The organism is Corynebacterium mendelii (genome assembly GCF_017307055.1).
GTDB classification, from domain to species: domain Bacteria; phylum Actinomycetota; class Actinomycetes; order Mycobacteriales; family Mycobacteriaceae; genus Corynebacterium; species Corynebacterium mendelii.
In genome coordinates this window covers 534,136-560,154 of record NZ_JAFLEQ010000008.1, presented here as the reverse complement: position 1 = coordinate 560,154, position 26,019 = coordinate 534,136, and the positions used below count along the sequence as shown (strand labels likewise).

At 61.8% G+C, this 26,019-nt stretch carries 16 protein-coding genes; 9 read left to right on the top strand and 7 right to left on the bottom strand.

Annotated elements, in window-relative coordinates; translation table 11 throughout:
- Positions 1-29: 29 nt before the first annotated feature.
- Complete coding sequence (locus tag JZY06_RS05670) at positions 30-1,118, bottom strand: YhjD/YihY/BrkB family envelope integrity protein (protein ID WP_207119027.1); 1,089 nt, start codon at positions 1,116-1,118, stop codon at positions 30-32.
- 368 nt (positions 1,119-1,486) lie between these two features.
- On the opposite strand from JZY06_RS05670, the gene JZY06_RS05665 reads away from it, so the two are divergent.
- The 3 genes from JZY06_RS05665 (at position 1,487) to JZY06_RS05655 (ending at position 8,106) form a co-directional block, all read left to right on the top strand.
- Positions 1,487-3,055, top strand: a complete 1,569-nt coding sequence (locus tag JZY06_RS05665; protein ID WP_207119025.1) for an Ig-like domain repeat protein — start codon at positions 1,487-1,489, stop codon at positions 3,053-3,055.
- A 321-nt stretch (positions 3,056-3,376) separates the two neighbouring features.
- On the top strand, positions 3,377-5,836 hold the full coding sequence (locus JZY06_RS05660) for a hypothetical protein (protein WP_207119023.1): 2,460 nt from the start codon (positions 3,377-3,379) through the stop codon (positions 5,834-5,836).
- 38 nt (positions 5,837-5,874) lie between these two features.
- Positions 5,875-8,106, top strand: coding sequence for an Ig-like domain-containing protein (locus JZY06_RS05655; RefSeq protein ID WP_207119021.1), 2,232 nt, complete (start codon positions 5,875-5,877; stop codon positions 8,104-8,106).
- Positions 8,107-8,314: 208 nt separating this feature from the next.
- Here JZY06_RS05655 and JZY06_RS05650 read toward each other — a convergent pair whose 3' ends face one another.
- Positions 8,315-8,545: a hypothetical protein gene (locus JZY06_RS05650; RefSeq protein WP_207119019.1), complete on the bottom strand. Its 231-nt coding sequence runs from the start codon at positions 8,543-8,545 to the stop codon at positions 8,315-8,317.
- Between the two features lie 299 nt (positions 8,546-8,844).
- The gene (trpS, locus tag JZY06_RS05645) at positions 8,845-9,888 is read right to left on the bottom strand and encodes a tryptophan--tRNA ligase (protein ID WP_207119017.1); all 1,044 of its coding nucleotides are present in this window, start codon (positions 9,886-9,888) and stop codon (positions 8,845-8,847) included.
- A 231-nt stretch (positions 9,889-10,119) separates the two neighbouring features.
- Between trpS and JZY06_RS05640 the strand changes: the two genes are divergently transcribed.
- The 3 genes from JZY06_RS05640 (at position 10,120) to JZY06_RS05630 (ending at position 16,438) form a co-directional block, all read left to right on the top strand.
- On the top strand, positions 10,120-13,701 hold the full coding sequence (locus JZY06_RS05640; protein WP_207119015.1) for a cobaltochelatase subunit CobN: 3,582 nt from the start codon (positions 10,120-10,122) through the stop codon (positions 13,699-13,701).
- Positions 13,702-13,815: 114 nt separating this feature from the next.
- Positions 13,816-14,769, top strand: coding sequence for an ATP-binding protein (locus JZY06_RS05635; RefSeq protein WP_207119014.1), 954 nt, complete (start codon positions 13,816-13,818; stop codon positions 14,767-14,769).
- A 37-nt stretch (positions 14,770-14,806) separates the two neighbouring features.
- Positions 14,807-16,438 (top strand): VWA domain-containing protein, encoded by a 1,632-nt coding sequence (locus JZY06_RS05630; RefSeq protein WP_207119013.1) that lies wholly within the window; start codon positions 14,807-14,809, stop codon positions 16,436-16,438.
- Positions 16,439-16,493: 55 nt separating this feature from the next.
- Here the strand turns inward: JZY06_RS05630 and JZY06_RS05625 are convergent, their stop codons facing one another.
- The gene (locus JZY06_RS05625; RefSeq protein WP_207119012.1) at positions 16,494-17,408 is read right to left on the bottom strand and encodes an exodeoxyribonuclease III; all 915 of its coding nucleotides are present in this window, start codon (positions 17,406-17,408) and stop codon (positions 16,494-16,496) included.
- 275 nt (positions 17,409-17,683) lie between these two features.
- Between JZY06_RS05625 and JZY06_RS05620 the strand changes: the two genes are divergently transcribed.
- Positions 17,684-19,900: an NADP-dependent isocitrate dehydrogenase gene (locus JZY06_RS05620; protein WP_207119011.1), complete on the top strand. Its 2,217-nt coding sequence runs from the start codon at positions 17,684-17,686 to the stop codon at positions 19,898-19,900.
- 454 nt (positions 19,901-20,354) lie between these two features.
- Here the strand turns inward: JZY06_RS05620 and JZY06_RS05615 are convergent, their stop codons facing one another.
- Together JZY06_RS05615 and JZY06_RS05610 are read right to left on the bottom strand one after the other, a co-directional pair.
- Positions 20,355-21,581 (bottom strand): PrsW family intramembrane metalloprotease, encoded by a 1,227-nt coding sequence (locus JZY06_RS05615; RefSeq protein WP_207119009.1) that lies wholly within the window; start codon positions 21,579-21,581, stop codon positions 20,355-20,357.
- The gene (locus tag JZY06_RS05610) at positions 21,578-22,261 is read right to left on the bottom strand and encodes a hypothetical protein (protein WP_207119007.1); all 684 of its coding nucleotides are present in this window, start codon (positions 22,259-22,261) and stop codon (positions 21,578-21,580) included. The genes JZY06_RS05615 and JZY06_RS05610 overlap by 4 nt, the downstream gene beginning before the upstream one ends.
- A gap of 223 nt (positions 22,262-22,484) precedes the next feature.
- Between JZY06_RS05610 and JZY06_RS05605 the strand changes: the two genes are divergently transcribed.
- Positions 22,485-23,387, top strand: coding sequence for a siderophore-interacting protein (locus tag JZY06_RS05605; RefSeq protein WP_207119005.1), 903 nt, complete (start codon positions 22,485-22,487; stop codon positions 23,385-23,387).
- Positions 23,388-23,511: 124 nt separating this feature from the next.
- Here the strand turns inward: JZY06_RS05605 and JZY06_RS05600 are convergent, their stop codons facing one another.
- Complete coding sequence (locus JZY06_RS05600; protein ID WP_207119003.1) at positions 23,512-25,125, bottom strand: inorganic phosphate transporter; 1,614 nt, start codon at positions 25,123-25,125, stop codon at positions 23,512-23,514.
- A 224-nt stretch (positions 25,126-25,349) separates the two neighbouring features.
- Between JZY06_RS05600 and JZY06_RS05595 the strand changes: the two genes are divergently transcribed.
- Positions 25,350-26,019: hypothetical protein (locus tag JZY06_RS05595; protein WP_207119001.1), on the top strand; the 670-nt coding region annotated here is incomplete at its 3' end.

Genomic DNA, 26,019 nt, shown 5'->3' with positions numbered 1-26,019 from the left:
GCGGCGCACAGCCGAAACACCCGGTGTGCTCAGCGCTTGCGGCGCAAAATTCCCGTCATCCCGACCACCGCGGCACCGATGGCCGCACCCGTGCCGATCAGGCCCGCTTTCCGGCTGGTCGCCGCCGTGTCGTCGATATCGCGGCGGACCGTGATCACCGCCGGTTCGGGGGCGGGCACATCAGCCTGTTTCAACGCACGTTCGGTGGTGGCGGTAAACGCCGAACAGTACATGACGATCATCCAGATGAAATAGAACAGCACCATCAGGCCGATGATCGGGCCGAAGGTGGCACCCGCCGGGTTTTGCAGCGCGTTGGAGAAAAACAGGCTTCCCAGCTGTTTGAAAATCTCGAAAGCCACCGCACCGAGCACCGCGCCCTTCGCCGCCGATTTCAGCGGCACCCTGGTCCGCGGCAGATACATCATCAGCCACAAAAACACCAGGTAGTTGGCGATCAAACCGACCACGACAGCCACCACGGAGGTAATGACGTCAATCCCGGGGACATCGCTCAGACCCAACAGTTTCAGCAGGTGCACCGTCAGCCCCGACGACCCGGCGGCGGTGATGCCGAACGCCACCACCAGGGCAACAAGCAGGCAGACAAGACCGAGCAGATCCCAGATTTTGCGCACCACGAAGTTGCCGTCGAGCGGGTCGACTTTCCACATTTTCGACGCCCCGTAGCGCAGATGGTTCATCCACGAGGTCCCCGACCACAGGGCGGTCACACCACCGATACCGGCAATGGCGCCGCGCTGCTGGATGGCGGTGTCGATGATCTTGTTGATCGAATCACCCATATTCCCCGACACCGCGCGGTCGACTTCGTCACGCACCCACTGCAGGGCCTCCGGGTTTTTCACCAACGCGAACGCCACACCGGCGAACAGCAGCATGAGGATCGGAAACATCGACAGCACGGAGAAATAGGTGATTCCCGCCGCATACTGGGTGCCGCCCATCTGCCCGAAACGTTCCTGCATGCGCATCACATGGTCGAACCAGGGCCACCTGTCACGCAGCTCGTCGATTTTGCCGGGTTCGTCCTTGCTGACCCGTTCGATGCCGTACTCGTCGGTGGTCTTGTCTTTCGGTGCCGTCATAGAGGCCATCGGCTTGTCGTACTTTCTTGTTCAATATCGGTGGAACCCGGCTCTCCCGCACCCCCGCACAGGGCACGGGCATGCACAAAGGCACAGGCACATGGTCCGGCATGTCTTACCAGGCATGGTAATAGCTGGCCCAGCTGACAGTGACATCCGGCACTGGCCGCGGGCTTTTTTGAAAAAAAGATGACACCCCCGTCAACCACCGCGCGGCACACCCGGCGGCCGGTCCGCCCACCCCACAGGCGGCGGCGATGGCCTAAAATTTTCCCTGAAAAACCAGCCGGCCGGCAGCCGTCGGCCGCACCTGATGACAGCGTGGACCATCCCCGCCCGCCGGTGACCGACAGCGAGAACACACCGAGGAACCCCCAGTGCGCGCACGCGAGACTTTTGCCCTTGCTCTTCCGGTGGCCATGGCGGCCGTCATGGCTGCCCCGGCCGCCGCGGCGGCGGAATCAACCACCGTCACCTTCAACCAGACCTGCCACGGGGTGCCGGAGAAACTGGTGCCGCCGACCGACAACACCGGCCAGGAGGTTATTGTGCGCACCACCTCCTCCACCAGCCAGGTCGCCGTCGGTGAGACAGTGGATGTGTCCGTTGTCTTCGTCCCCCACGGCGCCCCGCTGCAGCAGCTGCCGCTGGGGGCGGAAATCGTCAACCAGTACCGGATCAAAACCGATCTGGATCTGCCCGACGGCTTCGAGATCACCGGCACCGCAACATCGGGGCCGACAAATATTTCCGGGGTGGACGTGTTCACCGTCAACGAAGCCGGGGAAAAAGATCCCGAAGGCCGGATTCTGCGCATGGCATCACCGGCCAACGCCACCATCGGCAACTCCCCCAATTCCTCCCTCAACCAGCCTGCCCCCGGATCCACCCCGGTGAGCGGGGACACCATCACCTGGCAGATGCCGGCGTTGAACTTCACCATGAAAGCCACCACCCCGGGAACCTACAGCCTGGCCGCCCGCAACCGCGGCGGGGCCGATGCACCGGGAATCAACCCCAGGGCCTACATCACCTTCCTCACCGAAACCCAGGTGCCGGTGATCGGTCCGGTGTGGGCGGGCACCTACTGCACGCCGCGCATCAACTCCGGCACGCCTTTTGCCGACAGTGCCCGCAACCTGTTCACCTGGACGGTCATCGGCGAAGAAAAACAGCCCTCCCTGGAGATTGCGCCGGTGACGGCCACCGCCGGGGAGACAACCACTGTCCGCGCCACGGTGACCCCTCCCACCGCCGAGGGGGAGATCACCTTCACCTACCACGGCCAGACACAGTCGGTGCCGGTCACCGACGGGCAGGCCGAGGCAGAGATGATCTTCGACTCCGCCGGGGACAAAAAGATCACCGCCACGTTCACCGCCGCAGACACCACCGCCTCCCCGGTCACCACCACCAGCACAGTCACCGTCCGGGGCAGGGGAAGCCAGATCACCCTGTCCGCCCCGGCGACCACACGGGCCGGCGACACGCTCACCGCGACCGCCACAATCGAAGGCGCCGAGGGCGTGGTGCTTTTCACCCTCGGTGACGGCAAACCGGTATCCGTGGCCCTGGCAGAGGGAAAAGCACGGGCGGAGATTCCCGTCGGCGACGACACCGGTGAGTTGGAACTGACCGCCGAATTCACCCCTGCGACACAGTCGCCGCTGACAGCTGCGGAAGCAACCACCACCATCAAGGTCACCCCGGGCGACAACAAACAGACCACCACCACACAGACCACTACCGGGGACACCACTTCCCCGTTGGTGGCTAACCCCGACCCCGGGGCAGGCGCCCCCCTGCCCGCCGAAACCGCAGCCCGCCGCTCACACTCATCGCTGGGCTGGCTGTGGATTGTGGCGGCTCTGCTGCTGCTCATCGCGATCATTGTCGCCGTCTTTGCGGTGAAGAAAAACAACATTCCCGGCCCCGACGCGCAGTAACCCACCATCCCCCACATTGTTTTGCCCGCCAGTCAACGGACAGCCAACCACAACCGTGACTGCTGCTGCCCCGCCCCGCACCCCCAGATGCCCTTACTAGGGACATAAAGGCAGACAACTGAGTTTATCTTTAGTCTCGTAAACGATAAGTGGGTAAGTCCACTGTGATGTGCCCACCTCCCACTGGCCGGGATTTATTTCCCGCAGACAGTGCCCTTGCCCACCGGTTGCCGTAGCAGGCAGCCGCCCCCGCACCCGGCATCCGGGTTGTACCAGACGATTATCGCCCGGACATGCACATCCTTTTCGAGGTAAAGATTCATGCGCAGAAAAATCACCGCAGCCCTGTCCGCGGCGGCCCTGGCCACCGCGGCGGTCATCGTGCCGATTCAAGTGGCGTCAGCGAAGGAAACCACCACTGAAGTCAGGTACCCGCAGACCTGTTTCGCAGTTCCGGACAAGCTGGCTCCTCCCAAGACCAACACTGGACAGTCCGTCACCGTCAAAGTCACTTCCACCCCAAATGTGCAGGTAGGAAAATACGTCAAGGCGAGGCTGAAGGTTATCCCCGAGGAAAGCATCGTTGACGGACTTCCCCCGGGTGCCAAAGTCACCAACAATGCCCGCATCAAGGCCGATTACCAGCTACCGGAAGGTATGAAGTTGATGTCGGCATCGTTGAAAAACACCCCCTCCACCAACGTATCGGGACTGAGCGCCTTCACCGTCAACGAAAACGGTGAAAAGGACGAAAACGGCAGAATTCTGCGTATCGCTTCCGCCGACAATGCCACGATCGGCAACAGCCCGAATGCCTCGAAAAAAGGCACTGGAAACGCCAACTACGCGGTCCAGAGAAACCGCATTTTCTGGGAGCTCCCAGAGCTTATTTTGACCTTCCAGGCTATAAGAACCGGTGAGTTCTCCTTCGGCACCCGGTGGAAAAACGGGGCCGATCAGCCCAATGCGAACGACAAGGCGTACATCACTTTCAACGCAGTAACAGACGCCGGCGCCCTCATCGGAAAAGTCTTCGCACCGACTTACTGCACTCCCCGGGAAGACACCGGCTCCAAGTTCTACGAAAAGGCCAAGCACCTCTACACCTGGACGGTGACGGAGGAGGTACAAAAACCGCCCGCCCAGGACACAAACGTGACGATCGCCACCACCAGCGTCAAGGCCGCCAACGCCTTCAATTTTGTCGAGGCGACTGTCAGCCCCTCCGATGCCGAAGGCACCGTGGAGTTCAGTGCAGCCGGTGAACAAGCCTCCGACACCGTCACCGACGGTCATGTCAAAGCCTCGCTGTTCTTCAAAAATCCCGGCAAAATTCCACTCAAAGCTAGATTCATCCCAGCGAACGCGGAAGATTTCAAGCCGTCGGAAGCCACTGCCACAGTCAAAGTCGGCGCCAGCCCCGCTGAATTCGTGTTGGCAGTATCACCTACCGCCAATCAGGATACGACCGTAACTGCATCCACATTCATTGGTGAGGGAGCCGAAGGCACTGTCACCTTCACTCTCGAGGGGGCTACCCCGGTCACCGTGAAGGTGGATCAGGGCAACGCCGTGGCACGGATTCCAGTCGGCAAGAAACTGGGTTCAAGAAAGATCACCGCCGAGTTCAAGGCCGCGGCAGGTTCCCCGATTGCCGACGGTGACAGCGAGGGAGTCATCGAGGTCACCGAAAATACCAGCACCTCACTGACCCTCGAAGGTCCGACGACAGTGGTAACGCCCGGTAAAAGAGCGGAATTCACCGCCACCGTCACCCCGAAGAAGGGCGGTTCCAAAGACACCTCAGGCACTGTTGCTTTCACCGCTGGCGCTGTGACCAAACAGGTTCCCGTCACAAACGGTAGAGCCATCGCCGAAATGATCATCGACCAGCCCGGACTAAACCCTGTGTCCGCCGAATACTTCCCGGACAAGGGGTCCGGCCAAACCAACACGACGGCAGAAACCACCGTAGTTGCCGCACAGCGTGAAACCCCCACGCTCACCCCCACCGCCCCGGCAAATCTGAAGCCTTTCACCCCCACGCCAATGCAGGTGGTCGTTGCCACTGCATCCGGTGCCCCGGCAAGAGGAACGGTCATCGCTCGTGTCCACGGCCGTACAACCAAAGCCGAGCTATCCAACGGCACCGCTTTTGTCGACATCACCGTTACTTCAACCGGTGAAACCCCGGTTGAGGTGAGCTATGTTCCGTCCGAAGACTCCCTCCTCTCCCCAATTTCCGATATTGTCCCGGTCACAGCCACCGACAACGAGTCCGGGGAAGGGGCATTGAACATTGCTCTGGTGGAGGCAGAAATCCCCCATGAAGCTGATGCTGATAAACCGATCTCCATCGACGTCGCAGTGAAAAACACCGAGACCGATTCCACTGATGGAGTCAATGGCTACCTGGTCGTGACTATCAACAACAAGGCACTCCAAGAATCCGGCCAGCCCGCCAAAATCCCGGTGATCAACGGCAAAGCCGGATTCGACCTCACCTTCAAAGGTGGCGGGCAGCAGCCGGTCCAGATCGACTTTTTCGATGGCTCCGGAAATTCATTGGGGAGCCAGTCGTACAGCATCAACATCAAGGGCGGCATCCTCAACAAATCTGCTGAAGGAACAAACGCCAACGGTGGATTTTTCTCAAGGATCATCGAGTTCTTCACCAACCTGTTCGCAGGCGGGGATGCCGGATCGTCTGCCGGGTCTTCCGGCGGTGACAACAAAGAGTCCGGGCAACCTGCCGCCATCGCCGAGACCGACAACAAATAATCCATCCGCCGAATAAAGAAAGACACGAGGAACAAGCAATGACAATCTCCTCTTTGAAGCGGCGGATGAAAGCCGCCACCGCCACGGTCACGGCTCTAGCGACCGCCGCTATGCTTGCCGTGGTTCCATCTGCCACAGCGAATGCCGCCAACGCCGTGGAAGTTCCGGTCACGTTCAAGTGCGATAAAGGGGTTTCTTCTTTCAAAAAAACTTTCCGGGTGACTGCGCCCAAGGAAGTTGCCCTAGGGTCCGAGTTCAACGTATTGGTTGAGCCGGACCGGATGGCAGTGGAAGAACCCAGCTGGAATATGGGCTACACAATCCAGGCGATCTCTGCCCGCGTAGCCAGGTTGGACAAAGCGACCGTGGACAGCGGCAGCATGGAAGGGTTGAAGGGTGTTCCGCAGGCCCAGCACCCGACATCCAATTTTGGCCAGTATTCCATCGAGGTCAAAAGTTCTGATCCAAGCAAGTGGCGACAGCCTTACGGTTTGGAAGCCGATGGTGTCTACAAGCATGCGAACCTCGATTTGGCGTTCACCGCCACCAAACCCGGGACAGTGGAAATCAAAACCGGTGGATTCTATCTGCGGGTTTTGAAGGCTCTCTTTTGGGAATCGAAGGAGCGCGGAATTGTGCTCTGCAAATCTGAACCGGATGTGCTTGCCACCGTCACGGTGCTGAAAGCGGGTGAAAAGCCGTCAAAGATAAACACCAGCATTGGTTTCATCAACGGGGACGCCCAGTATCTGCCTGCCGAGGGCGGGGAAACTGACTTGTCGGTGCGGGTGCTCACCACCGACGGTAACCCGGTCACCGGGGGCACAGTCACCTTCGAAGTCGACGGTGTACCCCATGACGTGAAAGTCTCTGCCGACGGCACAGCCGTCTGGAAGAAAAAGTTCCCGCCCAACACCTCCGGAGAAGACACCACGAAATTAGTCACTGTCGTGTACGAGGGAAACGAAGAATTTGCCCCACAAAACAGCTTGGCGCTGGTGACCATCGCCAAAAAAACCGGCACCAACAACGGAGATACCGATGGTTCGGGGGCAACGGTTACTAAAGTGCCAACATCAATTGAGGCCACAGCGGAAAGGCAGGCGCTCATTGCCGGCTCCCCCACAGTCGGATACACGCTGTCGGCGACAGTGAAAGCGGACAACAACGACGATCTGGCAGACGGCCGTGTGGTCTTCACCGACGGCACCCGAATTCTGGGCACCGTTCGCCTGAACAGCGGCGGTACCGGGTCAGTGAACGTGCCCCTGTCGGCAAACTCGTCGCACACCATCACCGCAGCATTCCAGAAGCTGTCCCGCAACAAAACCGAGTACACCGAGTCGGAAACCACCATCAAGATTGATGTTCCAGCCACCCCGAAACCCGACAGTGGAAGCAGTGATACGGCGATCCCGGCACCGGAGCTGAAATCCGCTACGCTTTCGCTCAACACCAATACCACGACGGTGTCTGTGGGAGATACCACCACAGTGACCGCCACCTACAACCCTTCGGCCGGGAAAAAACAGGAACAGACAGTATTTTTCCGGCTTGACGGCGTGCAGATCGCCAACGCAACCACTGATGCCTCCGGCAACGCCACAGTCGATATTCCAATTACTGTTCCCGGTAGCCACGAGATCACTGCGGTTGTCGCCCAGCAAAGCGACGGCGATACAACGGTTGCCAGTGCCGAATCCGGTCCAGTGATTGTCTCGACCCCACGGTCCACGGAACAAGCGACCTCCACAGCCCTGAAGGTGTCGCCTTCCGGAACTGTGGGGCTGGGAACGCCCATCACCATGACCGCCGAAATCGACGGCGCAGCCGACGGTGAGAGCTGGGTGAGCTTCTACGACGGTGGCACTCTGTTGGCTGACGCGAAGGTCACAGATGGTAAAGCTTCCTATACCTTCATTCCGTCGGACAAAGGGCGCCACGCTCTCAAAGCCACCTTCAACGGTGCGGTTGTCGGCGGTAAGAATCTGCAGGCATCCGAATCCGCTGAAAAAACGATTGTGGTCAGCGCCGAAAGCGGCAGAAAGTCTTTCGTGGTCGAGCCCGTTGCCGCCCCTGAAACCGGGGGTGGCGCAGCTTCGGGTTCATCCATGGACTCTCTCGGCGCCGCGAAAATCCCGCTGATCATTGTGGGTGTTCTCACCGGCATCCTGTTCATCGCAGGCATTATTTTCCTCATCCCGGATGTCCGCAGGATGGCGAATCTGCCGCCGATTCCGCCGTTGTTCCCGGTGCCGAATATGGGCTAGCCCGTCGACCCACCGGCGACGGTGAAGGTCATCTCCAAGCAGCACACTGCCCCGGTTGCCGCCTGTTCCCGGCGGTTACCGGGGCTGTGCCGTATCGGGGCGGGCACCGTGATTTCTTTGGCCGGGGCTGGAAGTCCCGGTCAACGATCGCCGGGACACGTGATGTCCTGCAGTTGGCAGTGGGCATCTTCGGCATTTTGGCGGCTGTTTACCGGTCCGGGGTGACCACCGCCCCCGTCGAGCCGTAACCGGCCGCCCAGATATTTCCCCGCCATCCGGAACAGGACCGACGATCTGGGTGCGGGTTATCGCCTCCGGAAAGCCCGATGGTGTCGTGCACCATCACTGCCCATCTCCCGGTGTCGGGGTCACAAGTGGTGGCCGACAAAACAACATGGTTGACCCCTTCCACAATGACCACCCTGTCGTGATCGTCCATGAAAGCATGGACCCCGCCAAGCAGACCGGAAGCAGCGCACAGGCACCGGCTGCCAGGGTGCGCATCAGGGTGTCGACCAGCCGCGTTTTCCGGGGTGCGGTTGCTGCCATAACGGCATCGTATGCGGAATTTTTTTGCCCTCCCGCCCGGGACAATCATGTGCGATGCACCGCAAAGCCCCCTGTGTGCGGGCCACAGCAGCAGGTCACTGTGCGGGCGCTTCACCAGGGGGCTTGGGGGTCATCAGTGACCAAAACCGGGAGAAGACACGGTCGCCGGTACCGCGGCGGCCGGGTGTTCTATTTTTTGCCGGCCAAAAATCCAACCCGTTCGTAGACATCCGCCAACGTGCGGGAGGCAATCTCCCGGGCGCGGTCGCGTCCCTGGGCCAGCACATCCTCCAGCTGGGCGCGGTCGGACATGTACTCGTCGTACTTGGCTTTCAGCGGGGTGGTGAAAGCTTCCAGCGCATCGGCGGTGTCGACCTTCAGATGCCCGTAGCCCTTGCCTTCGTAGCCTGCCACCAGATCATCAATCGGGGTGCCGGTCAAAGCCGACTGGATGACCAGCAGGTTGGACACGCCGGGCTTGGTTTCCGGGTCGTAGCGGATTTCGGCCTCGTTGTCGGTGACAGCCGACTTGATGCGTTTGGCAGATACCTTCGGATCATCGAGCAGGTTGACCAGACCCTTCGGGTTGGAACCGGATTTACTCATCTTCGAGGTCGGATCCTGCAGGTCATAAATCTTGGCCGCCCCTTCGGGAATGAACCCTTCCGGCACCACGAAGGTTTTCTTGTACCGGGAGTTGAATCTCTCGGCCAGGTTGCGGGTCAGTTCCAGGTGCTGGCGCTGGTCTTCGCCGACCGGGACCAGTTGCGGCCGGTAGAGCAGAATATCGGCGGCCATGAGCATCGGGTAGGCAAACAGCCCGGCGGTGGTGTTTTCCTGCCCCTGTTTGGCGGACTTGTCTTTGAACTGGGTCATGCGGCGGGCTTCACCGAAACCGGTCAAACAGGTCATCACCCACGCCAGTTCCGCGTGTTCCGGCACCTGGGATTGCACGAACAGGGCCGATTTCCCCGGGTCAATGCCCAGGGCAAGAAGCTGTGCGGCACCGGCGATGGTGCGGTGGCGCAGGGTTGCCGGATCTTGTCCGGGAACCGTGATGGCGTGAAGATCCGGGATGAAGTAGTAGGCCTCGAACCGGTCCTGCAGCTCGATCCACTGTTTCAGCGCACCCAGGTAGTTGCCGAGGTGGTAGGAGTCGGCGGTGGGCTGGATGCCGGAGAGCACCCGCTGTTTTTTCGTGGTGGTCGCGGTTTTTTCTGCAGTATCGGTCATGGTCTTTTATGTTAGTCCCCATCCGCGCACAACCGGCTGAGAGGGGCTCACGCCAGTACACACCACTGCCGCAAGCAATTCCCCATGATCATGCCGGGGCTGTTCCACCCCGGAAGACCACCCGGGTTGTGGCCCCTAAAATCAGCGGTGACATCTTTTTAACGTGGTCTGCAACCGGGCCAGCCTGTCACAGACGTTTATTGCAGCCGGAAGGAAAGTCAGGTGCATCATATGGAACCGGTCCGTATTGTCTGCTGGGGGTTTTCCGGTGCCGGCGCACTGTCGATCGAGCAGGTCAGTGACGATCTTGCGGCACAAAACACCGGCCAACCGGGCTGTCCGCCGGTGGAGCTGATCCACCTGGACCACAGCGATGATCTTCCGGACAATGTTGATGCGGTGTGGATTCAGGGGGTGCTGGATCCGGATGAAGGACGCCGCCTGCTGGCCGCGGCCGGTGAGATTCCGGTGTTTTCCTCACCTCCGGTGACCCAGGACATCCAGGTTGCGACTTCCTTCGGCATGATGACCGCAATGGACTCCCCGGGGATGCCGCCGGCCATGGAGACCATGCGCGCCAAAAAATCGGTTGCCGGCATGCCACCATCGGGGATGAGGCCAAAGACCCGGAACCAAACCGGTATTCCATCGTCTTCCATGCCCGGAAAAACCGCCGGACCATCATCGACTCCTGGGCAATCACCGCCACCAGCGATGAAAACCATGTCTGCGGCGCAGATGGGTTCGAAGGGTAATACGGTGGCCCGGATGCCGGTGCCCGCCCGCATTGCGGTCGCACTGATGCTCATGACTCCTTTGCGCATCATCCATGCCGCACGTCTTACTGCTTTGCACATCGGCGCCACCGACATCGATCCCGGGCCGTTACCCGATGATGTGCCGCACGGGCTGGTTGATACCGGGATCGAACAACCTGACCGGCCGCTGGGCACTGTCGGGGTGATCGCCATGCCCCTGCACGAGGCCATCGGCGACGGCGGATACATCCGGGATATGGCGCGTGTGCTGGCGGGGAAAAATCTTGCTGCCGTGGTGTGGTTGGGCTCGCCGGCCGATATGCCGGACGATGTGAAAGACGGCATTGACGTGTGGCTGAATCTCACCGGTTTCACCATGCTGGGCCACCACGGCGCACCCATGTACGAACAGGGAACCGACTTCCTGACTCAGACCAACACCCCGGTGATCACACCTGTCCCCCTGCAGCGGGGAACACTCGCCGACTGGCGCGATGATGATCCGGGACCTGTGGGGCTGTGGCCTGCGGCGGTGTCGATGAATATTGCGGTTCCCGAATTGGAGGGGGCCACCACCCCCTGGGTGTACGGCGGAAGAGACGCACACACCGGTGCCATGTGCCTGGATGGTGAATCCGCCGAACGGATTGCCGACCGTATCCGGCGCACCATCACACTGAAAAACACCCCGAAACACCAGCGGAAGGTATCGCTGACGATTTTCGGTTGGGATGGTGACGGCACCATCGGCACGGCAGCCCAGATGGATGTGTTTGCGTCCCTGCACCGGATTCTTTCCCGGCTCAAATCCGACGGCTACACCGTGGAGGTTCCCGCCACAGTCGAGGAACTGACCGACATGATCGTCGGCTCCGGTGGCGGGGGAAGACGCTCTGAGGCTTCAGTGCTGGCCCGGTGGCGGGCCGCCGACTATGCCAGGGCACTGGATACGCGGCAGCGGGCAAGAATCGACTCCTCGTGGGGGCTTCTTCCCGGCGCGGTGGACACCACCGGCGGGGACATGATCATCCGCGGTGCCCGCTTCGGCAACGTGGTTGTCGGCTGCCAGCCGCAGTTCGGTGATGTCGATGATCCGGCGGAGCTGCTCTACAACGAAGACGCCACCCCGTCGCATTCTTTCGCCGCCTACTACCTGTGGCTGGAGGAAGTGTTCGGCCACGATGTGATGGTTCATGTCGGCACCCACGGGGCACTGGAATTCATGCCCGGCCGGCAAACCGGCCTGGCCACTAACGATTGGCCGGTGTATCTGTGCGGCTCTGTCCCGCACATCTACCTGTATGTGATGGCCAATCCCGGGGAGGGCACGATTGCCAAACGGCGCGCCGCGGCCCAGACCGTCACCTATCTGACCCCTCCGCTGGATGATGCCGGTCTCTACGGCGACCTGGAGGAGTTGGCGGGTCTTCTTCACGAACAGCTCCGGCAGTCCTCTCCCTTCAGCCCACAGCAACCCAACGGCACACAATCCACAAACCACCGCCCCACCCCGGATATCGTGGCGGCGGCGAAACGGGCGAATTTCACCGATGAGCAGATTGCCGATACCCGGGTGCTGCACCGGGAGCTGGAGAAAATCCGCCGCACCCCGGTGGCGATGGGTCTGCATGTCATAGGTGAGCCGATGTCCCGGGAGCAGACCAGACGTTCCCTGGAGCTGGCGGCCACCTATGCCGATGATCCCACCTGTCAACAGGCCACCGATGCTCTGCGGGAATTGGAGGAAAAACTCCAGTCCAACACGGAATTGGAGAGTTTTCTCAACGCTCTTGACGGCCGCTACACCCCTCCTGTTGCCGGTGGGGATCCCGCCCGCCAGCCGGATGCTCTGCCGACGGGAAGAAATATTCACGCCATCGACCCGGTGTCGATTCCAACGGCCACAGCCATCAGGCGGGGAAAAGCCACCGCGGATAAACTGCTGGCCGCCTACCGGGATTCCCACAACGGTTCTTACCCGTCGTCGGTGGCGGTGGTGTTGTGGGGGATCGACAACATCAAAACCTCCGGCGAAGGGCTGGCGCAGGCGTTTGCCCTGATCGGCGCCACACCTGTCCGTGGCCCGCGCGGCCGGGTCGATGATTTCACTGTCATCCCGCTGGAAGAGTTGGGCCGCCCGCGGGTTGATGTGGTGGCCACCCTGTCGGGTGTGTGCCGGGATGTCCTGCCCCATCCGGTGGAGCTTTTGGACAAAGCCGTACGACACATCGCCACCCTGGATGAACCGGCTGAATTGAATCCGATCGCCCATCATGCGAAAGCCACCGCAGACCAGCTCGATATTGCTGCCGTTGATGCCGCGACCCGGATCTTTTCCGCCGGCCGCGGCTCCTACGGCACCGGGGTCAACCGGCTGGTGCAGGCCTGTGATTGGGAGACCGACGACGATCTGGCGGAGATGTACCTCACCCGCATGGGCCATGCCTGGGGAACCCGTCAGGGCGCTGATGTGCACGGTATTTTGCGCAGTGTCCTGACAACCGTGGACGCCACTTTCCAGAACATTGATTCAGCCGAGACCTCCATTGCCGGTATCGACCACTATTTCGAGTTCCTCGGCGGGGTGACCACCGCCGTGACCCGGGCGCGCGGCGGGTCGGCACCTTCCAGTCTGGTGTCCCAGTCGTGGCAGGCGGAAACAAATGTTGACACCCTCGAATCGGCGATGGCCCTGGAATCGCGGACCAGGATTTTGAACCCGAAGTGGATTGATGCACAACTTGTCCACGGCTATGCCGGGGTGGCGGCGGTGAGAACCCGGCTGGAAAACACTTTCGGCATGCAGGCGACCACGAAAACAGTCGGCAACTGGGTCTTCGACAGGGCGGCCGATGTCCTGCTGTTTGATGACAACCGCCGCAGTGTGATGGAGCGGGCCAACCCGGCGGCCGTATCCTCGATGACGAACCGGCTTCTGGAGGCCGCCGAGCGGAACCTGTGGCAGACAACCGGTGACACCATCGACCGGCTGGAAGATATCGCCGACCGGTTGGACGGCGCCCTGGAGGGAATTGAACCAACAGACATTATGTAGCCACAGACACCGTGTGGCCACAGACACCGTGCAGCCGCATGTTGTCCCATTGCCCCGACCCGCCGGGGATAACGAGCTTCCGTTTTTCTTTCACGAGCCCCAGGAAAGGACCCCATGACCGACACTGACTCCCCTGCCGCGGCCCCGGGTGTTTTTCCCTTTACCGGCATCATCGGGCAGGAAGAACTCAAACGCTGTCTGGTGTTGTGCGCCATTGACCCGTTGATCGGCGGGGTTTTGGCTTTCGGTGACCGGGGAACCGGGAAAACCACCACGGTGCGGGCGCTGGGCAGTCTGCTGGAGTTGGCCGGCATTGATGCACCGGTGGTTGACATGCCGCTGGGGGTCACCGAGGACCGGGTGATCGGTTCCTTGGATATTGATGCCGCACTGACTGAAGGCCAGGCCCGTTTCCGGCCCGGGCTGCTTTCTGCCGCTAACGGGGGTTTTCTCTACATCGACGAAATCAACCTGCTCGACGACCACCTGGTCGATGTGCTGCTGGATGTGGCGGCCTCGGGCGTCAACATAGTCGAGCGCGACGGTGTATCAACTTCCCACCCGGCGCGGTTTGTGCTGGTGGGTTCCGGTAATCCGGAAGAAGGCGATCTGCGCCCGCAGCTGCAGGACCGTTTCGGTTTTGCCACGCATGTGGCAACCGACCCTGATCCCACCACCCGGCTGTCGATTGTGCGGGCCAGGCTGGCTTTCGACCGGGATCCGGCCGGTTTCATCCAGGATGCGGCCGACACACAGCAGACTCTCGCCGATTCGGTGGCTGCGGCACGGCGGATACTGCCGGAGGTGACCACCGGGGATGAGGTGCTGGAACAGGTCATCGGCTGGTGCGCCGCAGCCGGCACCATCGGACACCGGGCGGAGCTGGTGGTGGCCCGGGCGGCCGCGGCACACGCCGCACTTGAGGGAAGGAACAGGGTGTCAGTCGGTGATGCGCTGGCGGTGGCCAAACCCGCCCTGCGCCACCGCATTCACACGGAAGCTTTCGAAACCCCCGCCGACATCGACGCCCGCCTGGGTGAGGTTCTCCGGGCAGGGGCGGCCGCCTGACAGTCCTTGACCGACACGAGAAAACACACCTCCCGCCATGCCCGCTGATTTCTTTTCCCTTGTACCGGCCGCGCTGCGCGCCTGGGCTGCCACGCCCGGGGTCGGTCTGGTTGTGACCGGGGATGCGGTTTTCGTCGATGTCTGCTGGCCGGAATTCGTGGATCTGCTGCGCAGCAGTGGGCTTGCCGCCGCTTTTCTCACCCCGGCCATGGAGCTTGCGGTGATCAGTGGACAAACAACCGGAAAAGATGCGTCTGTCATCGCTGCGGGCGACAGCTTCTCCCCCGAGCAGGCGGCGGCCGTGGGATGCCGGAAGCTTCTGGTGCGCAGCACCGGCTGCGGTTTACCGTCTATTCTGGCCGACCGGTGCCCGCTGGTGCTTGAGCTGTCGCCCGGAAAGATCACCGCCGGAACCATCCGCGGTCTTCTCCATGGCAGCGGTCTGGCGGTGGTGGGCGCCGGTGATGATGCAGCCACCGGCCGCGACCGATCCACGCCCCCCGATCAGTGGGATCCGGCCGCGGATGTGGTGGACATGATCACCGCCGCAGGTCTTGCAGGTGCGGGACTGGATGTGCCGGCAGCGCTGTTTGCCGACCGGCTGGCCGCAGAACACCTCACCCGTGATGAGGTGCTCACCGTTGTAGCGCAGATGGTCATCGGCCCCAGGACAGGCACCGCTCCCCCGCCGCCACCGCCACAGCCACAGCCACAGCCACAAGAGGATGACACGTCCGGCAGCACAGACAAGGACAACAGCGGTGATGCCCAGCCCGGCGAACCGGAGGAGCTGAGCAATCAGCGGCAATCCGGCACCGATCCCGATCCTGATGCACTGGCTGACCAAGAAACACACCGGCCACAATCCCCTCCAGCCGACAGCCCACCGCCGGCGGGCGATCCACTGGACCGGTTGCCCGCTGTCCGGCGCCGCACCGGAGCCGGGGCAACAGTCTGGCCCGGTGCAGGCAGTGCCCCGCTGGTATCGCCTGTCCGGGGCCGTATCGTTCGCATCACCACACCCACCCGCCCCGGGCAACCGGTGCATCTTCCGGCCACTCTGGCAGCCGCCTGTGTCTGGCAGAAATTGAGGAAAAAAGACACCGGCCACACCCCCGGGACCGGCAACCGGCTGGTTGTGACCCGGGATGATCTGCGCACCGCGCAGCGCAGCTGCCCGGCCGGCGGGCTGTCGGTGATTGTGGTCGATGCCTCCGGATCGATGGGCCTGGGGGCCATCGGCACCGCCAAAGCCGTGGCCATGAATGTGCTGGAAGGATCCTACCGCCGCCGCGACAAAGTGGCGGTGGTGGTCGTCCGGGGAGAAAAAGCCTATGTGGGACTGGATCCGACCCGCTCGATCACCAAAGCCCGCCAATCATTGACGGCTCTGCCCACCGGCGGCGGGACACCGTTGGCCGACGGTCTGCTCACAGCCTGCCGTATTGCCGCCCGGCACGACAAAGACCGGGTGAAAGTGGTGGTGCTCACCGACGGTGCCGCCAATATCGGATTGACCGCAACAGGGAAACAACCAGCCCGCGCGGATGCGAAAAAAGCCTTCGGGAATCTTCAGCGGGTCGCTTCCGTCGTCCGGGTGGTGCCGCTGTCCAACCGGCGTTCCCGCGGCCGACGCCGGTCATCGTCAGTTGACTGGCTGACCGGGTAAGCACTGGGCCAAAACCCCGACCGACGGATTGTCCCGGCGGACATGGTTTGTCCGGTCAGTTGTATTCGACGGTCAGCGGCGAATGGTCGGACCAGCGCAGATCGTAGCGATCGGCTTTATCCACCCAGGCTTTTCGCGCCCGCTCGGCGAGTTTTTTCGTCGCCGCCTGGTAGTCGATGCGCCACCCGGCGTCGGTGTCGAAGGCTTTGCCGCGGTAGGTCCACCAGGTGTAGGGGCCTTCCGTGTCCCCCCACAGTCTGCGGGCCACATCAAACCACTGCGGATCGGTTGCCGGGCACCGGAGGGCTTTGCCGGCCGGTTTGACGTAGTCGACAGCCCCCAGGAAATCACCGTGGGATTCAATCTGGGTCTGCTCATCCGGCCAGGTGCCGAAGACCTCGTCCATGAAAGCCCGCTCGTCGGCCAGGAACCCGGATTTCTTTTTGTTGGTTTTGTCGTTTTTGATGTCCTGCCGCCGGTGGCAGATATTCCAGTCCCCGCCGATGACCATCTGCTCGCAGGCCGCCGCTTTGTCTTTGAGCAGCTCCCCGAATTCGTCGAGGAACAGGTATTTCTCGTCCTGTTTGGCCGTGCCTTCCGAACCGGAGGGAAGATACAGGCTCGCCACCGTAATCCCCAGGTCAGCCACCTCCGCCTGAATCCAGCGGCCGGTGTCGGGGAAAGAACCGAACCCACGCTCGATACCGGTGAGCTGGTGGGTGGACAGGATACCGACCCCGGCGTGGCCTTTTTTCGCCGTCGAGTCGAAACCGGCGTAGTGCCAGCCGTTTTCCACAAGCGGGGCAAGGGCTTTTTCGGTCTGGTCGGTCGTGGCCCGCACTTCCTGCAGCAAAATCACGTCGGGCCTGTTTGTGTCCACCCAGTCAAGAAAACCGAGGTTTTCCTCCGAGCGTTTTTTCACTGCGGCGCGGATACCGTTGACGTTGACTGTGGTGACGGTGAAAGACATAACTGCCGATGGTAGCGCCCCCGGCGCAACCGGGCGACCACAGGCAACCGGGCCCCCGGTCGCCATCTCCGCCGGATGACCGGCCCGCGGTGTTGTCGCGGGGTGGAGCCCCACCGGCGGATATCCCCCGAAAACAACCCGCTTGCGGATACCTGTTCCCGTCTTCCAGCCTCCAATTGAGTTGCCGCCCACCCGCGGCGGATGCGCCAACTGTCGATCGGCAGGTATCATATACAGCGGTCAACCCAACGATTTTTCAACCAAGGAGTTTCCTTTTGGCAACCATCATCTACACCCGCACCGACGAAGCGCCGCTGCTTGCGACCTACTCGCTGAAACCGGTCATCGAGGCTTTCGCCTCCCAGGCCGGCATCGAGGTCGAAACCCGCGACATTTCGCTGGCAGGCCGTATCCTGGCCCAGTTCCCCGACCGCCTGGAAGAGGGCCAGAAAGTCTCCGATGACCTGGCATTTTTGGGCGAACTGGCGAAAACTCCGGACGCCAACATCATCAAGCTGCCGAATATTTCCGCTTCCCTGCCGCAGCTGAAAGCCGCCATCAAGGAACTCCAGGACAAAGGTTTCAACGTCCCGGATTACCCGGATAACCCGGAAACCGACGAAGACAAAGAGATCCTCGCCGCCTACGACGCGGTGAAAGGTTCCGCCGTCAACCCGGTGCTGCGTGAGGGCAACTCCGACCGTCGGGCACCTGTCGCGGTGAAGAACTTCGTCAAAAAACACCCCCACCGCATGGGTAGTTGGACCGCTGATTCCAAGACCAATGTGGCAACCATGGACGAGGGCGATTTCCGCCACAACGAACAGTCCGTGATCATGCCCTCCGACGACACCCTGTCGATCGTGTTCACCGACACCGACGGCAACGACCACGCCCTCAAAGAGAGCCTGAAGGTTCTCCAGGGTGAAGTTGTCGACGCCACCTGCATGTCGGCTGCGAAGCTGGATGAGTTCCTCAAAGCCCAGGTCGCCCGCGCCAAGGAAGAAGGCGTGCTGTTCTCGGTGCACCTGAAGGCCACCATGATGAAGGTCTCCGACCCGATCATCTTCGGCCATGTGGTGCGCGCTTTCTTCGCCGATGTCTTCGACGTGTACGGCGACAAACTGACCGCTGCCGGCCTCAACGGTGAAAACGGCCTGGCCGCCATCCTCGCCGGACTCGATGAGATCGACGGCGGCGACGAGATCAAAGCCGCGTTCGACAAGGCTCTGGCCGACGGCCCCGATCTGGCGATGGTCAACTCCCACAAGGGCATCACCAACCTGCATGTTCCCTCGGATGTGATTGTCGACGCCTCCATGCCGGCGATGATCCGCACCTCCGGGCACATGTGGAACAAGGATGATGCCGAGCAGGACACCCTGGCTGTGCTGCCGGATTCCTCCTACGCCGGTGTCTACCAGACCGTCATCGAGGACTGCCGCAAAAACGGCGCCTTCGATCCGACCACCATGGGCACTGTGCCCAATGTCGGTCTGATGGCGCAGAAAGCCGAAGAGTACGGCTCCCACGACAAGACCTTCAAGATTCCCGGCGACGGCACCGTGCAGGTCCGTAACTCCGCCGGTGAAGTCCTCATGGAGCACAGCGTCAACGAGGGCGATATCTGGCGTGCCTGCCAGGCCAAGGACGCCCCGATCCGTGACTGGGTCAAGCTGGCTGTCACCCGCTCCCGCCAGTCGGGTATGCCCGCGGTGTTCTGGCTTGATCCGGAGCGCGCCCACGACCGCAACCTGATCACCCTGGTGGAAACCTATCTCAAGGATCACGACACCGAGGGCCTGGATATCCGCATCATGTCCCCGGTGGAAGCCACCCAGCTGTCCATCGACCGCATCCGCGAGGGCAAGGACACCATCTCGGTGACCGGCAACGTGCTGCGCGACTACTTAACCGATCTCTTCCCCATCCTGGAGCTCGGCACTTCGGCGAAGATGCTGTCGATCGTTCCGCTGATGGCCGGTGGCGGGCTGTTCGAGACCGGTGCCGGCGGGTCCGCCCCGAAGCACGTGCAGCAGGTTCTGGAAGAAAACCACCTGCGCTGGGATTCCCTCGGCGAGTTCCTCGCCCTGGCCGAGTCCCTGCGGCACTTCGCCCTGACCGACGGCAACAAGAAAGCCGACGTGCTGGCCGCGGCTCTTGACCGCGCCACCGAGAAACTGCTCGGCGAAGGCAAATCCCCCTCCCGCAAGGTCGGTGAGATCGACAACCGCGGCAGCCACTTCTGGCTGGCGAAGTTCTGGGCCGATGAAATGACCGCCCAGTCCGACGATGCTGCGCTGGCCGAGGCTTTCGGGCCGATCGCCCAAAAACTCGACGATGCCGCGGCCGACATCGATGCCACGCTGATCGACGTGCAGGGTGAGGGTGCCGATCTCGGCGGCTACTACGCCCCCGAAGATGACAAGGCGTTTGCCGTCATGCGCCCGGCGGAGAAATTCAACAAGATCATCGACGATCTGAAACAGTAAACCGGGCTGTTTGCTGTGGTGCCCCCGGCCGGGCGGCACCCAAGGAGCATGACACGGTGTCATCCGGTCCCGGCGGCACATCCCCGCCGGGACCGGATTTTTCTGTGCTTTTCCGCTTGCCGCTTCGCCGGCACCCCGCGGCTTTTCCCGCCGTGTTGTCCCGCACCGGGGATGGGTGGGCGACACTGTGCCCCACCGGGCAGCAGGCAGAAAACCATCACCTGTCCCCCAGCTTGCCCGAACCGGATGTTTTCCGGTCTTTCGGCCCCGCTGGTGGGGCCGGTCCCCGGTACCCGGCCCCTCTCCGGTCGGCGGGCAATCATGACCGATTCAGCCGGAACCGGCCACAGTGTCAAAACACTCTGCGGGGTGATTGATCTGGCCGCCGCCAGGCGGCCCGCCACCGGCACAGGTTTTTCTCAAGGCTTCGCCTCGCCGGTGCCGATAAGCCCCATCACCGTAGTTGCGCCGTGTGCCGCAGTTGCGGCGGTACGCTGGCGCCGGCCAGTTCATCCACCCCGGTGCCCCGCCGCCCCCACGCCTGCAGGGCTTCGAGCAAAACGAGGCGGGATTTTTTGGCGTCTTTTTTCGCCTCCGGACCGTCGCTGAAACGGATCCGTGACAGCGTTGTGCGGCGCTGCCTGCGGGTCCCGGCCACAACTGTCCGCATCTGCTGGTCCGCCGACAAACGTGACAGATCAGGATGCCCTGTGCCCGCCGCGGCCACTTCGTCCATGGCTTCAACCAGAAACAGCCGCTCCTGGTTGAAACACCAGCGAAGCACCAGCCCGAAAACCACCAACGAGGCAATCATTTTCACCGGAATCAGCAGCAGCGTCAGCACACTGTCGCCTGCGGGGGCATTCCACACAAAATGCAGGCCCCAGCCGAGCAGGTAAAAACCGCAGAAACCACCGAGTCTTTTCCACAGCGGGACATCGGTGACCGTCCGCCCCAGCGCCACAGCCACACCTGCCCCAACCACGCCCGAATACAGCCAGTGGGAGCTGATGCCGATCACCGACCGCAGCACCGTGATGGTCAAAGCATCATTGACATCGCTGTTGATGTCGGTCAGCGCCGCATTGGAGGCATAGGAGATATTTTCCAGAATCTGGAATCCGAGACCGACAAACGCGCCGGTGAAAAGACCGTGCATGGGGCGGCGCAAACTCGCACCGGCGATGACCATGATCAGGAACACACACATGGCTTTCGACCATTCCTCGCTGGTCGGGCCAGCCACCGCCGCCCACCATTGGGGACCGGAACCGTCGGGAAGAACGGCGGTGACCACACCGGCCCAGTAGCCGTTGGCGATCATCGACAGCCAGGTGGGAATCGACGCTCCCGCCATCGCCGCAAGCAGCATCACCCAAAAACGTCTGGCCCGGTAGGGGTCGAAGACCAGAATCAGCAGGGCGAAAAGCCCGAGCGTGATCACAAAAAGCGGCAACAGGCGCATGAGAGTGACCCGGGTATCAAACAGGGCAATCCCGGTGGATGCGCCGATACTCCCGGCCAGCACCAAAACGCAGTACATCCACCAGGTGAAGGTGGTGGGGTGGAAAAACTCGCGGGCGGCGCTGACCAGCGGCACCGCACTCGACCGCGGGGAGGTGCCGACAAAATCAAGCCGGGCCGGATTGTCCGGGACAGCGATGTGGAAACGGGTATTCATCGCCCGCCCTCCCGGCCGGGTGTCACCGGCTGCGTCATACCGACGCCACTGTCGGGGATGTCTTTTTCCCCGTCCCGGCCGCGCCCTGATTCCCGCTCCGGATCATCGCCCGATCCCATGGTGCTGCCTTTCAGCTGCAGCGACCCGACGAGACTGTCGACCACCTGCCGGTCGGAGTCTTTGCCCGACAACACACTCACCAGTGCGATGACATCATCATCACCGACAACCGCGCACGCACCGGCGGTTTGTTTCCGCACGTTGATCGCCTCGCAGCCGGTGCCCTGAAAACCGTTGCCGGTGCTGATGTCCGGACCCGACAATTTGATGGCCACGCCCTGCCGGTAACGCATAGTGACCAGGCGTTTGGCCGAGTTGTCGAAGTTGAGCACATTCTCCTTCGCCCACACGCGCATGATCTGGCTGTTATCCGGTGCGGTAAAGACAACCTCGTCGAGGGAATCTCTTCTGGCACGCTGCCAACCGGCCGGCGGGGCAAACAGCAGTTCTCTGTCACCGGCGAGCTCCAGAGAATAGGTGTCGTCATGTTGTTCGATGGGTCCCGCCGCCGGAACAACGCTGCTGATGGCTGCCGGAACAGCCACTGTCAGGCCAAGCCCCAGGGCTATGCACACCGCCGGCACAAACTGCGGTCGACGGCGGAAAGGAGTGGGAGACATTGCTACTTCTTCTCGTCAGGTTTTTTCAGCCGACGGTTGCTGGCCGCCGGGGCCGGCGGTGCACGACAGCCGCCCCGATGATTAAACCACCAACTGCCAATGCCTGCCTTACCGCCTATCCGGCACAGCAACCGGGCTGCCGGTGTTGACGGTATTCACCCCGCAGAGCACTATATGTTAGGGTCGGCTAATATCTTTTGTCTACTGTTTCACGGAAGGTGTCATGCGTTTTCCCCCTGTGCTGTCCGCTGCTGCCCGCCGGGGCGTCAATGCCCTGGGCACAAAGCTCTATCCCCTCGTTATCAGGGCCTACCAGGCGTGGGCGAAAAGAAATATGGCGGTACCCGAGCCATCCCGCGACAACCGGGTGTTCCCGGTGACGGTCACCGCGGTCGAGACTGTGGCCCCACGACTGAAAAGGCTGACGCTCCACGCCGATCAGTTCACGGAAATCACGACCCGGTATGACGAATATTTCGGGCTGCTCATCCCGCCGGCAGGCCGCAGGCTGGTGCTGCCGGAGGCAACGGATACCAATATCCGGGCGGCACTGGCGGCCATCGATGAGGCTGACCGCCCCGACATGCGGATCTACACCGTCCGCAGCCATGACCGGGAGGCCGGGGAAATCACCGTCGATATGGTCACGCACGGCCACAGCGGACCCGGATCCTCTTTCGCTTTGGACGCCAAGCCCGGTGATGTGGTGGGCTACCGCAGCCGCGGGGTGTCTTACCTGCCGAATCCGGGGCCGCAGCTGCTGGTGGCTGACCCCACCGCACTGCCGGCGGTGCATGCCATAGTTGAACAACTCGATGACACCACACGTGCCGCCACCACCGTGGTGGCCGTCATCGATGACCACGACTGCGTCGAAAAAATCCTCCCCCAGCTGCAATCATCGCTTGCCGGACTGGTGATCATCGATGCCGACGAACAGACCGCCAACGACAAACTCACGCAGTGGCTGATCGGCAATGTGACCGATGATCTGACCTTTGCCTGGATTTGCGCCGAACAGTCACTGGCGGCCACAGGCCGACGAACCCTGGTCAAACAACTGGGTGTGGAGAAAACGAACATCATGTTCTGCGGCTACTGGAAGCGCGGCAAAGCCCGGGCCTGACCGGGGCGGGCACAAAAACACAACCTCCCCGCAGCAACCCCGGGCACAGAGCGGCCGCGGGGAATGTTTCGCGGGGAGGTTGTGTTTTTTCGTCTCAAGCCGGAAAGCGGCGGAACGGGGTTTTTCAGCCGCCGAACAGGGCACGCAGCACCGTGACACACAGCGCGGCAATGATGGCCGCCACCGGCAGGGTGATCACCCATGCCATGCCGATCGGTTTCATCAGTTTCCAGTTGGCGGCTTTGTTGACGATACCGACGCCGAGCACTGAACCGATGAGAATGTGCGTCGAGGAGACCGGAATACCCAGTACCGATGCCAGCATGACCACACCGGCCGCGGACAGCTCAGCGGAGAAACCGGACGCCGGATGCATCTTCGTCAGATCGGAGCCGACGGTTTTGATCACGTAGCGGCCGATGAACCACAGGCCGGAGATCAGGGCAATGCCCATGGCCAGCATGGCCGCCGCGGGTACCGCGACTTCCTTGTTGACGTGCTCGGTTTTGAGCACATCGAGTACGGCCGCAAACGGGCCGATCGCATTGGCGATGTCGTTGGAGCCGTGGGAGAAAGCGAACGCGGAGGCGGTAAAGACCTGCATCCAGGAAAACAGCAGAAACGTCGAGCGTGACAGGGCACGGTTTTTGAGGGTTTTCGCGAAAATGAAAACGGCCATCCACACCGACACCGCAATCATGCCGAGGATGATGTAGTTGCCCACCTCGGAGATATTCAGGTGCAGGTTTTTCAGCCCCTTGAACAGCAGCATCGAGCCGATGACGATCGATCCCAAAGCCGCCAGCAGCGGCACCCAGGTTTCCAGCGCCTTGTTGGCGTTGACGTCGTCGACCTGGCTGTTGATGCGGTGCAGTTCCCGGTAGTAGGGCGACTCCAGCTCATCCGGATCATAGTCGTCTGTGCTCATCAGCTGGGCGTCCCGCACCATGGCATTGGTGTAGGAGATTTGCTGGATTTCTTCGAGACGTTCAAACGCGGATTTGTGGCGGGTGCGCAGCTCGGCGCGTTCCTGCTTGATTTTGCGCAGCGATTCGTCGGCTTTCTCGTTGTAGACGAGAATGTGTTTTTTCACCAGTCCGAACAACATCCAGGCGACCACACCACCGAGTAGCGGGGACAGCACCCAGGAAGCGGCGATAGTGGCGATTTTGCCCCACTGCACCATGTCCCAGCCGCCGGTGCCGGTGGCGAAACCGACGGTGACAGCCGCGCCGACAATGCCGCCGACAATGGAGTGGGTGGTCGACACCGGCCAACCCAAACGGGTGGCCAAAAGCAGCCACAACGCGGCGCCGAGCAGCGCCGACATCATGATATAGGCGAAATCCATCGGGGCCAGAAGCTCCGGATCGAGTTTGACGATCCCTTTGCGCACCGTATCGGTGACTGACCCGCCGGCCAGCACCGCGCCGCCGACCTCAAAGACCGCGGCAACAATCAGTGCCTGTTTGATCGTCAGTGTTCCGGCGCCGACTGAGGTACCGAAGGAGTTGGCGACATCATTGCCACCGATGTTGAACGCCATGAACACGGCGAACACGATGGTGATCAGAAGGATCGTTTTGTTCGCTTGCGGACCGGTGTAGCCGAACGCCCAGATGGTGAACCAGACGATCGCCACGCTGAGCAGCCCGCCGAAGCCGACGTGCCACCACAGGTCACCGCTTCGGCCGGAAGAACCGGTGGACGGCGCCGCAGCAAGGGATGGTTGTGACATGGATGTTATCTTTCTATGCCTTGCTCGATATTTGTTGACATACGTGCAAAAAGTGCTGAGATAAAGCTAGTGCACCTGGGTGAACCAACGGTTAACAAACTACGTGATTGGGCGGGACTTGAAGAGGTCGTTGAGTCCAGGGGCACAAAAGGTGTGACCGCGAAAACACTATGGGGGAGACCCTTATCACCCCTAACGGGGGAGCGCCGGTCATAATGGGGGGCATGCCGCACCTCAATTCCGGGACCACAGGACGTTTTCCCGCCGCATCCGGCACCGCCGCCGGGGTGGCGCTGACAGCTGTTGTGTTTGCCTCCGGTGGACTGTTTGCCGCCCCTGCCGCCGCGGTGGATGTGAAAACAGATACCGAAGACAAGGTCTGCCGGGTGGATCCGAAAGCACCCGGCAGCGATCTGACACTGTTTTGGACAACCTTGATCGAGAAAGCCAAACAGCAGCGCATCGAGGAACTGGATGAAGCTGATCCGGGTCTGAAAGCCGCCATCGAGGCCTATGACGCCAATCCCTCGACAGCCGACGACCCGGGGGTCCTGCAGGACAGAATCGCCGCCGCCGGCGGACAGGAAGGGCTGGGCATGCTCATTGCCACCACCGCCGAGGAAGCCGGGGTTCCCGGCGACAGCCCCGACGGTCCGGTCAAAACCGCCTACACCGCACCCGAGGCCAGGGATGCTGCTGCTGCCGTCGGCCCGGATCCGGCGGCCAAAGTTGAAAAAGCCCTCAGCGATGTCGCCGCCACCGGCAATCGGCTGGACCGGATCAAAGCCGATCTGTTCGCCGAACAGTCCGGCCAGTTCAACGCCATCCAGTTCGGCATGCGCGATCAGCTGGTGGCCTGTGCCGATGCCCTCACCCCGGAGGAAAAAACCTTCC